Annotated in this window: 4 protein-coding genes; all 4 read right to left on the bottom strand. The window is 45.1% G+C overall.

The window, feature by feature from the left end:
* The gene (locus tag KIK04_RS18980) at positions 1-414 is read right to left on the bottom strand and encodes a VOC family protein (RefSeq protein WP_232275153.1); all 414 of its coding nucleotides are present in this window, start codon (positions 412-414) and stop codon (positions 1-3) included.
* 42 nt (positions 415-456) lie between these two features.
* The gene (locus tag KIK04_RS18975; RefSeq protein WP_232275152.1) at positions 457-1,209 is read right to left on the bottom strand and encodes a class I SAM-dependent methyltransferase; all 753 of its coding nucleotides are present in this window, start codon (positions 1,207-1,209) and stop codon (positions 457-459) included.
* Positions 1,210-1,477: 268 nt separating this feature from the next.
* Positions 1,478-2,584 carry a hypothetical protein gene (locus KIK04_RS18970; RefSeq protein WP_232275151.1) on the bottom strand — a complete coding sequence of 369 codons (1,107 nt, stop codon included), beginning with the start codon at positions 2,582-2,584 and terminating at the stop codon, positions 1,478-1,480.
* A gap of 38 nt (positions 2,585-2,622) precedes the next feature.
* The gene (locus KIK04_RS18965) at positions 2,623-13,542 is read right to left on the bottom strand and encodes a non-ribosomal peptide synthetase (RefSeq protein ID WP_232275150.1); all 10,920 of its coding nucleotides are present in this window, start codon (positions 13,540-13,542) and stop codon (positions 2,623-2,625) included.
* Positions 13,543-13,576: the final 34 nt, after the last annotated feature.

Below are 13,576 nucleotides of genomic sequence, written 5' to 3'. Positions count from 1 at the left end.
CTATCCTCCTATGTCACTACATGACGTCTTGCTTAAAACCGTTTGCACCCGCTCATTCTTCTCCGTATCACTCAAATATTCAAAAAGACCAAGACGATTTCCCCAAGGATCAGTAAAAGTTGCCCACTTTACTGGAACTTCTGCTCGCGAATGAATTTCGAAGCTCTCCACATTTAGTTCCTTTTGAAGTCTATCTCTTTCAGCTTCAATATCGATAACTCCTAAACGAATGGGCCCGCTCCCTGCACTTGGCACTCCTTCTGCTACTTGCAACCAACATCCAGGTACAAGCTCCCATTCCGCAAATCCTGCATGCGGTACGTCGTCTGGTTCCTTATTGAGCAAGGTTTGATACCATATTTGGCCTTCATTTATATCTGTAACACGAACTTGAACCGTCATTTCATAGATCAAGGTAATTCCCCCTTACCATTCCTCTTTCTAATCACAACCGCACTACTTCCTACATTTCACAATCATCGTCGCTGGCAAATAGCCTGCCTTGAACTCCGAATACCACGAACTAGGATTCCCCCCACGCTCGCGTTCCTGAATTTCTACATCTTCAATGACTTGTTCAATCGTAAACCCAACCCGAATTAACTCATTCAAATACGTACTAAGCTTTCTATGCTGATACACAGCAGGACGCGGTGCCCAAGCTTTATGTAAATTTCGTGTTTCTTCCCAATAGGACTCACTAAAATAAATAACACCCTCCTTGTAATCCATTAGACCATGTAGAGGATGCTCCCAACTAAAAATAAATGAACCGCCCGGTTTTATATAGCTGTAGACGTTCGACAACGTTTGATGCAAATCCAACGTCCAGCCCAGCGCGAAAATCGAATACGCAATATCAAAATCGTTCTCTACCAAACCTGGATTCTCTTCCATCGGCGATTCATAGAGCTTTACTTTGACACTATCGCCTACAACGCGCCGTGCCGTTTCAATCTGAACCTTGGACAAATCCAACCCAACTGCTTCATCCACCCCATGGTTCAGCATGTACAATAACGAGTGCCCGCTCCCGCAGCCTACCTCCAACACCTTTTTGCCTGCTAAAGGATCGAATAGTTGCAGCTTCTCCTCCGTCGGAGCATGCGGCCCATATTCCGGCAACGCTGTTCGTCCAAAAAATCGTTCCGCTGACTCATCCCAGCTCTGCTTATTGATCTTTAACTGCTCTTGCATGGTCATATTCATCACTAACAGCTCCTCTTATGAATGAATGTACAACCGAGCTACTTATGTTAGGTACCAAACTCATGTTCTATCATAAACTTAAATTCCTCATCCTTGCTATTCATATTATGAACCTGTCCAACATGAACGTTTATATCCATGCCTTTGAAAGTGGAATACCTCATCACCTCTATTTTTTCCAGAATAAAAAAGCCTGAAGTTAATCAGGCAAATGCTCCATGATTTCTTCAGGCCAACCACTGTAACTATTTCTTCTTTTCGAGTTCGTTTAATAGCTTTGAGATTGAATGACGGACGGTGATGATTCTTGTTCGCGTTGAATATTGGAATACGCCTCGGTATCCGCATAGCGATCGCGCATTTGTTCAAGTTCAGCAGTAAAATCATTCACGTTATCGGCCCTCATCACGACTTTAGAAATCATTTTTTTTATTCCATACGAGCCTTGCATCTGCACAGGCTCTTTTAAACAGATTTCCAATTGCGGAGCATCCAAACGCATAAATGAGACGAAAATGTCATCTGGAATTTTTTCACCTAATTCAAATGGTTTCGCTTGGTTTACCGCTTCGATATTGTCCACTTCAACTGTAATACTACCCTGAAAACCTAAATTCACTTTCAGCTGCCCATTTGTTAAACGGTGCGGACGAAGACGGAAAGAATTGTACAAGGCTATCATGTACAAAATACCGTATACATTCAATACCGCTGTGATCCATGCAAGGACAATGCTCCATCGTACGAGTAAAAAATGCAAAGCTACTGACTCTACGATAATTAAAATGATAAACACGATAACGATGACTTTAATTTGTGAGTCTTTATGATACGTATACGTACCAGGTTTGGGCTCGTTATTTTTTTTAAACCACGCGAACAATGAATAAAAAAATACGCTCATTTCTGTAAGCAAAATATTAAGTACGACACCATCACCCATAATCGGCATCAGCGCTTCTTTCATCGTGCTGATCGGGTCCAATTCTTCACGATTACCTACTGCACGATAACGCTTAACGATCGTATATATCCGATAAATGATATAAGGCACTAGCAATATTTCTACGACAGGCAGCAGCCATTTCAACACCCCTTGCAAAAAATACCGATGCTCAAGCGGTGTTATAAAGTACGTCAATGCTACGGAAAAAATAAACCACACATATACATACTCTCTCGGCAACGATTTAGGTCTGGCCCACAGTAAATAAAAGGTTGTCGGTATTAATACGATCATTCCGATATTAGAGCTCATGATTACGGTTTCGTTCACGATCTCTTGTCGAAGTAAGAAATAAGCAGCGCCGGACAACATGATTGCAATCATAATAAACACAATAGGTAAAAGTGGACCTGTTCTCATTTTACTCAAATATCTCACCTCATTTAGATGTTAGGTATTCCGTCTGTTTAAAGGGCTCCCTGTTCAATCTTGTTCATAGCAAGCTCAAGCTCTGACAACTTCACTTCTGAATTAGCCATGACTTGCTCGACGACACTTCTAAAGTCGTTGGCCATTGCTAGTATTGTATTTTTATTAAATAGCTTTGTGCAATACGCAAAATCCAGAATAATTTCGTGCTCTCCCTCTACTCCTACTAAGTAGAAATCGTGCTCAGCAACTTTCCAGTCAAACGGATACGTCGCAAAGCTAAGACCGTCTACTTGTAATTGAACAGGAGCCATGTTTAAAAAGGAAAACGCTGTATCATACCAGTCACTTCGACTTGGATCACTAGGCACATTTAATGTTTCAACTAGTGCCTCAAATGGATAATGCTGATGCTCATAGGCGGCAAGTAAATTCGTCCTTACTTCCATAGCGAACTGCTTATAAGACTTATCAGGTGTCGGATAGTTACGTAGCGGCAACGAGTTGATAAATAGCCCCATGACACGCTCCAATTCTGAAGTAGGGCGTCCAGCAACTAGCGTACCGACGATAATATCCTCCTGATTTGAATATTTCATTAATAAAGCATAGTAGGCAGCAAGTAATGTCATGTACAGGGTAACATCATGCTGAAGACTAAAGTTTCGAACTTGTTCGGTCAACGATTCGTCAAGCGTGAAGCGAATTTGATCGCCTTCAAACGAGCGAATGCTAGGACGCGGATAATCCGTTTCGATTTGCAAAACGGGTGGATTCTTCCCTAATTGACTCCGCCAAAATTGCTCTGTCTGCTCCAATGCACCACTATGCAACTGCTCGCTGCTCCATACGACAAAATCTTTAAATTGAATACGAAGCGGCTGAAGCTCGCTCTGACCTTGATAGATCATCATTAGTTCGTTGAAAAAGATAGAGAATGAGATGCCGTCCGATATAATGTGATGCATATCGACCATCAGTATATAAGACTCGTGTTCGATTTGAATCACTTTTGCTCGAATCAGCGGCGCTGAATTCAGGTCAAACGGTCGAATAAAATCATTTATTTTATTCGATACATCTTCTTCCCACGCTTGTTCCACTACCAGTTCAAATCGTACTTCTTGGTCTATTTTCATCATTAATACGCCATCGATTTCCGTGAACGAAGTACGAAGCGCTTCATGCCGTTCCACTATAGTGCGGAAGCTTCGCTCCAACCGCTTCATATCAAGCAAGCCTTCGACCTTTAACACCTGTGGCATATTGTAGATCGTCTGATCCGAGCTTGATTGATAGGTATACAATTGTAACGGCGTAACCGGATAATATTCACGCTCTTCCACAATTGGAATGAGCACTTCCTTAACATTTTTCTCTCCGTTTCCTACCTGCGCCACATAGGCAGCTTGTTCCATAATGGTCGGCCTTTCGAAAAATAAACGCAACGGAAACGTCACATTAAATTGTTCGCTAATCCGGTTAACCACTTGCGTTACTTTCAAAGAATGGCCACCCCGCTCAAAGAAATGATCATGAACGCCCAATCCTTCAACACCTAGAACTTCTCCCCAAATTTCGGCAAGTATTTTCTCATGCCAAGTAACAGGAGCAACATATGGTGTCTCGTTCACAAAATCGTTGTCTGGCTCAGGTAAAGCACGCTCATCTACTTTGCCATTTGCCGTAAGTGGAAGCGCTTCTAGCCCGACATAGTATGTCGGAACCATATAGTCCGGCAGCGCTTGCGCAAGCCATGTGCGCAGCTGTGCCACACTCCATTCCTTCCGACCAACTACATATGCCGCTAAATACACGTGTCCGCGACTATCCTGCTTCCCTAGCACGACAGCCTCTTTCACCGCTTCATGCTGGATGAGACGTTGCGTAATTTCACCCAGCTCCACCCGAAATCCACGCACTTTCACTTGGCTATCGATCCGGCCTAAGTATTCGATGTTTCCATCCTCACGCCAACGCGCCAAATCGCCTGTCCGATACAGCAACCCCTCCGCCTCGTACGGGTTTGCTTCGAACTTTTGTGCCGTCATCTCTGGCTGGTGCAAATAACCTTGCGCCAGACCTTCTCCTGCCAAGCACAGCTCCCCTGGAATCCCGATGGGCTGCAGCTTGCCATCCTTGCTCACAATGTACACACGTACATTATCAATCGGCTTTCCTATCGGCAAATTCGTCTCCGCTTCCTGTACGCTGTAGCTCGTTGCCACTACCGTGTTTTCGGTCGGTCCATAGTTATTGACGAGTTGGTAGCTCTGCTTCCGATACGTCTTCAACTTCTCCCCACCTGTCAACAACAGCCGTAACGAGCTGTTGTCCAGCTCCATAAAGGGCTCGCATATTGGCGTTGGCAAAAAGCTTATCGTAATGCCATTCCGCTCCATAAATGCGTTCAGACGTTGCACATCCGTCCGCGCTTCATCCGGAACGATGAATAACGTGGCACCCGCAATCAAATACGGGAACACTTCCCATACCGAGGCGTCAAATCCAAACCCCGCAAACTTTGTACTCCGATCCAATGCCGTCACCGAGAAGTGCCGGTTATGCCAGCAGGAAAGGTTGACGAGTGAGCGATGCGCGACGGCTACCCCTTTTGGCTTGCCCGTAGAGCCTGACGTATAAATGATATACGCCGAATGGCTCGCTTCCACGCTCGTCCGGTTCAAGGTTATCTCCTGTTCGTTCTCTGTGTCGTTCTCTGTGTGCAGGCTCAACAGGTCCACATCCACGACTTCTCCAGCAAAGGTGGTCGACTTCATCCCTTCTCGATGCGTCACGACTAAGCTCGTTCCACTGTCTTGTAGCATATATTCGATCCGCTCCTGCGGATAGGCGGGATCAATCGGCATATACGCCGCTCCAGCCTTCAGAATACCTAACACACCGACTAACATATCCAATGACCGTTCCATCATAATGCCGACAACGGTATGGATGCCCGCTCCCTTATGCCTTAGGATGCTAGCTAGCTGATTGGCACGTTCGTTCAGCTCCCGATACGTCAATTGAACATGCTCGGCCTTGCCCCGCCCAGCTTTCTCCACCTCATGTTCCGCATCGTCACTTGCAGTCTCGAGCACAACAGCCGGATGATCCGGCGTTAACGCTACCTGTCGTTCAAACAGCTCATGAATCGTGCAGTCCACCGGATGCGCGACAAATGTATCGTTAAATACGTCCAGCAGTTGTTTCTCCTCCGAAGCAGTCAGCACATGCAATTCAGACAAACGTTCATTAGGCTTGGCCACAATTTGCTCCAATACGTGAACAAAGTGTCCTGCCATTCGCTCTACCGTACTATGCTTGAATAAATGGGTGCTGTATTCCATTTCAACACAAAGGTGCGCATACTCCTGTTCGGTTACACTCACCGTTAAGTCGAATTTGGACAAGCCGTGCTCGGTGTCTTCCACTAGCAACGATGGTTCCGCGAATCCATTCATACCTCGATTGGCTTCAAATGGTTGATACGTAAATACGGTGTCAAATAATGGATTCCTACTCATGTCTCGGCGTACACCAAGCTGTTCAATCATATCCTCTAACGGGTAATCTTGGTGAGGATATGCATCGACTACGATTTGCTTAACTTCTTCCGCTAGTTCGGCAAACGTTCTGGTCTTGTGCGGAAAGACTCTCAATGGGAGCATATTTACAAACATACCGAGCGTACCGTCTATATCGGGATGGTTCCGACCTGTGACAGGCGATCCTATGATGACGTCTTCTCGCTCCGTATATTTATGCAAGAACACTGCATATGCGGCCAATAGCAACGTGTAGGTTGTCATCCCCCACTCTTTGCAAAGATCGTGTATACGTAACCCACTGTCCCGATTGAGCACAATTGAATGTCTACTTCCTCCAAACTTTTGAATAGCTGGTCTTGCATAATCGGTTGGAAGTTGCAAGACGGGTACATCATCTGTAAAACGGTTTAGCCAATACCGTTCTGCATCGAGCCAATTCTTATGATTTTTTTGCGACTGCTTCCACACTACATAGTCTTTGTAATGAATCGTTAACGGTGGCAAAGCTTGGCCCTTATAAAGCTCGTTTAGTTCATTAACGAAAATACTAATGGAAACGCCATCTGACACGATATGATGCATATCCAGTAACAATATAAAGGATTCATTCTCCACGTGTAACAGTTCGGCTCTTAGTAAAGGAGCTCGGTGTAAATCAAATGCACGTACAAACGCTTGCTTCCGGCCAGCAACTTCCTCGGCGCGAATGGTTGCCGAAGTTACGACAAAGGATACGTTCTGATGAATCTGCTGAACAAGTTCCCCTTCTATCATGTTAAAGGAGGTACGCAACGACTCATGCCGTTCCACTAGCCAATGTAGGCTCTGTATCAATCGATCCATGTTCACATTTGAAGGCAACCGCACAATTAGCGGCATATTGTAAGTAATTCCTTCACTATCCAATTGACTGACATAATACATTCTTTTTTGCGCGGATGAAGTTGGGTAGTACAAGCGATCATCTATAGCCTTAAGAATATATTCATCGACAACCGATTTTGGTTGAATGGCCAACAAAGCTGCTAGTTCCCGAACAGTGGGACGCTGAAATAAGTCACTTAACGTTACAGTAGCTTGCATTTCAAGGCGAATGCGGGAAACGAGCACACTAGCTTTGAGTGAATGACCTCCTAATTTGAAAAAGTTATCATTCAATCCAACCTTATTAACACCGAGTATACTTGCCCAAATTTCCGCTAAACGTCGCTCAACTGCGGTTTCCGGCTTCACGTATTCAACCGTAAACACATCGCCCACATCAGGCTGTGGCAACGCCCTCTGATCGATTTTCCCATTAGGCGTAAGCGGCATTTCCGGCACAATAACAAAGTAGGCTGGCATCATATAGCTCGGTAGCAATTCTGATAAACTTTCGCGTAAAAAGCTCTCATCCCGCTCATCGTCCATGACGACGTATGCACAGAGATAACCTTGTCCTTGGTTATCTGTCCGAGCTACGACAAACGCTGATTCAACCTCTTCAATCGCTAGGAGTTGTCTCGTAATTTCACCGAGTTCAATCCGATAGCCGCGCAGTTTAACCTGATTGTCCATACGCGAAATATATTCCAAGTTGCCGTCTGGCAGCATTTTTACAAGGTCACCAGTTCTATAAAGTCGCTCATGAGGCAGGAATGGATGCTCGACAAACTTTTCCGCCGTCATTTCCGCATTGTTTAAATAACCTTCGCATAATCCTTGCCCCGAAATGCACAATTCACCAGGCACACCTATCATTTGCAGCCGATCATGACGGTCGAGTACATATACCTGCGTGTTGGCAAGTGGTCGGCCGATTGGAACGGTATGAGCATTCGCTTCTACTTGTAGAATAGGGTAGAACGTCGCATACACGGTGCTTTCGGTTGGTCCATACATATGAACAAGCTTGCCTGGTCCAAGGATAGAGTACGCTGATCGTACATGGCGAATGGACACTTTCTCTCCACCGAACAAAATTTTTCGCACTCGCTGCAAAGCGCCTACATTGACATCGACCAGTGTATTGAAGAGTGCTGTTGTAATAAAAAATACCGTAATTTGCTCTCGCTGAATAAGTTCAGTTAACGCATCGATATCCAACATGGTATCTTTAGACACCAATACGAGTCTAGCGCAATTGAGTAATGCCCCAAAAATATCAAAGGTCGAGCCATCAAAGGCATAATTGGATAACTGCAAGAGTCTATCATCAGGCTGTATTTGAATATAATTCGTATTTTTCACAACTCTAATAATGTTTTGATGTGTCGTTAACGTGCCTTTAGGTCGTCCTGTAGAACCGGATGTATACATCACATAAGCCAAATCGCTAGGCGAACAGTTAGCTACCATATTGCTGCTCGGAAAATCGCTTAATTCGATCTGCTGCAGTTGTTTAATTTCACCCTCAAATTGGACCGTGTCGCCGATCTCTTGATCGGTCAGCAATAACAACGCTTGGCTGTCATGCAGCATGTAGTTGACACGGTCAGCAGGATAGTCCGGATCGATTGGAACATATGCTCCTCCTGCCTTCATTACGCCAAAAATGGCGGCTATCATATCAGTAGAACGCGATAACATAAGCGCGACTCTCGCGTTCGCACCTACTTGATTAGCGCGTAGAAAGTGAGCTATTTGATTGGCACGCTTATTTAACGTTTGGTAGCTAACGTCACGCTCTCCTATGGTCAAGGCGATTTTCTCAGGTGCTGATTCAACCTGCATTTCGAATATTTGAGCTAGCGTCAGCTGTGTAGAGCTGATGTCCGTAGCATTCACCTTATCGAACAGCATTTCTTCATCTTCACTGATCATTGAAAGTTGTCCTATTAAGCGCTCTGGATGGATAGCGATTTCTGTTAAGAGTCTGGCAAAATGCTTACCCATACGTTCAATCGTTTCAGCCTTGAATAGACTTGTTCGATATTCGATTTCAACATATAGTCCATCTTCTTGCTGTAAGGCAACGAACATAAGATCAAATTTGGATATTTCTAAGTTGAAAGGATATGGTTGAAAGACAAGTTCGCTGCTCTCATTTTGTGCCAGCTGCATATTTTGTAGGGCGAACATCGTGTCGAATAAAGGATTCCGACTACTGTCACGCTGCAAATCCAACTTATTTATTACTTCTTCAAGCGGATATTGCTCATGCTCAAAAGCACGCAGGACGGTCTCTTTTACATCTGTTAAAAAGTTAATAAAGGTTTGCTCCGATGAACATGTATTGCGAATAGCAAGTGTATTCACGAACATACCAACAATCGGTTCTAAATCAACATGGGAACGACCTGCTATTGGCGAGCCGATAACGATATCGTCTTGTCCCGAATAACGGGACAAAAATACATGATAAGCAGCTAACAATATCATATATAGCGTGGATTGCTGTTTGTGACACACCTGCGAAAGCTGATCCACGATTTGGCGATCCACACGAAAGACGTGGCGATTACCTTCGTATTGTTTAACAGCAGACCTAGGAAAATCAGTCGGCAACTCCAGTACAGGCACTTCCCCATGAAATTGTGCCAGCCAATAGTCTTCATGCTTTTTCATGGTGTCTGATTGAGCTTGCTGCAATTGCCAGACAGCATAATCTTTGTACTGGATTCGAAGCTGCGGCAATGATTTTGTATCATATAGCTGCTGCAGCTCCCTAATAAGAATTTGCGACGATATACCATCTGAAACGATATGGTGTACATCGATCATCAATACGAATTCTTCTTCCGCTAATTGCAGAAGCTCTACACGTAGCAGCGGGGCTTGCTGCAACACAAATGGACGAATAAAGGTTGAACTGTAGCTGGCGACCTCTTCGCGTGTACACAAAATAACCGTAAACGGAACGTCTACTTGGTCGTGAATCTGCTGCACGATTTCATTGTTTAGCAACATGAATGAGGTACGCAACGATTCGTGCCGATCCGTTAATTTACTCACAGCTTGTCGTAAACGCTCTATGTCTAGCGGACCTCTAATATGTGTAAGGTAAGGTATATTGTAAGACGTTCCCACTTCCTGAAATTGACTTACCATATACATTCGTTTCTGTGCCGATGAAGCCGGATAATATTCCATTGGACTTGCTGCTGCAATTACGTCCTGTTCTTGTTCTGTACCATTCAAAATGAGGCTCGCCATGCTTTTAATGGTAGGATGCTGCAAAATAAGACGCAATGGAATATCTACATGAAATTGCTTTTGAATGCGAGACATTAACATAATCGCCTTAAGGGAATGTCCACCTCGTTCGAAAAAGCTGTCCGACGTTCCTATTCCTGTAGAGCCCAATACGTCTTCCCAAATCAAGAGCAGGTCAGCCTCAGTTTCATTTTCAGGTGGTACATAAAGTGCAGCAGCAAAATGTTCACTACTATTCGGTTGGGGAAGCGCTTTTTTGTCTATTTTACCGTTTGGCGTTAATGGAATACGATTAAGTTCAACGTAATAGGTCGGAACCATATATTGAGGCAATATTGCTGCAATATGTGTACGTAACTCGGCAACCTCAATGGGTTGATTGGGTACGTAATATGCGCACAAATAATGGGATTCCCCAGTCCCACCCTGAATGGCAACGACAACTGCTTCTTGGATTGCCGGATGCTCACGTAACTGAACTGCAATTTCGTCGGGTTCGATGCGGAAGCCGCGAATTTTAACCTGCTGGTCGATACGACCGATATATTCGATCTGTCCATCTTCCGAGACACGAACCAAGTCCCCTGTCCGATACAGCTTCTCGCCAGACACATATGGGTGCGCCACGAATTTCTCAGCAGTTAATTCGTGCTGATTCAAATAGCCTGCGGCCAGCCCGTCTCCACCTAAGCATAGCTCCCCCGGAATTCCTCGCGGCTGCATTCGCATTTTGCTGTCCATGACATACGCTTCTGTGTTAGCTAGCGGACGACCGATCGGCACCGTTGCCGCACCTTCTTCCACCTCCCGTATCGAATACGCCGTGGCAAATACCGTGCTTTCCGTCGGGCCGTAGACGTGTGTCAGCACATCTTCTCCTACCACTTCCAGTGCTTGTCGAACGTGGGACACCGATACGTTCTCCCCGCCGAACAATACTTTGCGCACGTTCTTTAAGCAGCTCGCATCCAAATCAATCAACACATTAAATAAAGCCGTTGTAATAAAGAACACCGTAATGCCTTGCTCTCGAATCGTTCCTGCAAGCTTCCCGATGTCCGTCACATCTTCACGCTTCAATAGCACCAGCGTCGCACCATTCAACAACGCTCCGTAAATATCGAACGTTGAACCATCAAAGGCATAGTTGGACAATTGCAGTACGTTGTCCTTCTCATCGATTTGAATGTAGTTCGTTGCTTTGACTACTCGACTTACATTGTAGTGCTTCACAAGCGTGCCCTTGGGCTTCCCTGTGGAGCCAGACGTATAAATAACATACGCCAAATCGTCTGAGCTGCTGTCTACAGCTACATCGCAGCAATCCTTCATCTGCTCATCGAACCGTTGTGCGTCAGACATGGCTTCCTCTATCACGATAAGCTTTCCTTTAAATTGTTGCAGAATAGGTATTGCTGCATATGTATCGTGCTTAGTAGCACCTGATGCCGCTTCTGGCCTAGCTTCCGGTGTCGCTTCCAACACGGCTTTCGCAACAACTTCAGCAGCAGCTTTAGCAGCAACCTCCGCAGCAGCGATCAAATGCGAGCGCGTTACAAGCCATGCCGCGCCGCTGTCCTCTAGCATGTAGCGAATACGCTCGAGCGGATTGTCGGGATCAATGGGAAGGTACGCTCCCCCTGCCTTGAGAATAGCCAGCAGCGCGACAATCATTTCTACCGATCGATCGCACAGCACAGCTACGATCACATTCGGCCCTACCCCCTGAGCGCGCAGCACGCGTGCCGCTCGATTCGCCTGTTCATTCAGCTCGCGGTATGTCAGCGTTTGACCTTCAAACACAATAGCCGTACGGTCCGGTGTTCGCTCAACTTGCTCCGCAAAGTGCTGCTGCAACGTTTTTTCCTTGCCGTATATGGACTTCGTTTCTGTTAGTTCCGTCAGCAGCCACTGCGTCTCCGCATCGGACGAAATAGTCAATTGCTCTACTGCAATTTCTGGATTTTGTACGACCTGGTTGAGCATACATGTAAAATGCTCCACTAACCGATAGGGAAGAGCTGCATCATACACCGCAGCATTAAACATAAACTTAAGCCCTAATTGTGCATGTGGTGCCACCATAATGTTGAAGTCATAATTGGATTGTTCATACGTGCTGACATCACCTATAGTGAACGGTAACTCTCCTTTGTCAGAAAGGGTGTTCATCGAAGCCATACCAAAGTTCTGGTAGGTCACAATATGTTGAAACAAATTGCGACTCAACTGACTTTTAGCTTGAATATCCGCTAGCGATACATAACTGTATTGTTCGGATTGTATCGCAGCCTCCTGAACGCGTTGAACGAGTGCTGACACCGTTTGACCCGCTTCTGTTTGAATTCTGACCGGTATCGTATTGATAAATAAACCGACCATTGTTTCGATTCCTTGAATAGCAGCTGGGCGCCCAGAAACAACCGCACCGAACACGACATCGTCCGTATTGTTGTAGCGCTGCAACAATATGCCCCATAGCGTCTGAAACAGACAATTGGCTGTGACTTGAAGCTGCTTCGCAAGTTCCATAAAAGAATGCGTCAGTGATTCATCAATCGTTAGCAACACTTGTGCATTTTCATATTTCACATCGGGGTTTGCGCTTGCATTCCCTCCATTCTGCTGCTTCAGGGGCACCTCAGCCGTTAGCTCGTAATGTTGAAGATACATGTTCCAATAATCGGTCGCAGCATCGTTATCCTGTTGCTCGAGCCACTTTATGAATGTTCCATAAGATGTAGGAGGTGCTAACAGAATGGGCTTGCCTGCATGTAGACATTGATAAATGTGAAACAGCTCACCGAGTACAATGGAAGTACACCAACCGTCCATTAAAATATGATGATAGCTCCAAATTAACTGAAAATCGGATTGTCCAATTTGAAAAAGTGCAAAGCGCATAAGCACGTCTTTAGACAATTCAAAACCTTTTTGTTTGTCCCGTTCGATATATTGCTCCAAATACTGCTGCTGTTCTTTCTCAACTAGATGTGTCAAATCTTCAACATAAAGCTGAAAAGGCCTCTCTTTTAAGACGACTTGGCGCGGTCTCTGTACTTTAAGATGAAGAAAGACGGTGCGAAAAATATCATATCGATCAATAACAACCTTCACGCTTTGTTCAAAAACAAGCGGGTCTACCTGTCCGTTCAACTTGAGTATCACTTGCTCGAAATATGTAGCTTCTTCTTGGCTAAGCAATGAATGAAAAAGCATCCCTTCTTGCATTGAAGATAAGGGGTATATTTTATCGATTTTGCTCTTGTCCACGATCCGAATCCTCCTTGGAATGAGAGGTAGAGAA

The organism is Paenibacillus sp. 481 (assembly GCF_021223605.1).
Lineage (GTDB): Bacteria > Bacillota > Bacilli > Paenibacillales > Paenibacillaceae > Paenibacillus_B.
This window is presented reverse-complemented; position numbering and strand designations above follow the sequence as displayed.

Excerpts from the sequence above, each read along its gene's own strand:
- KIK04_RS18975 (WP_232275152.1), bottom strand. The coding sequence starts at position 1,209 with ATGAATATGACCATGCAAGAGCAGTTAAAGATCAATAAGCAGAGCTGG.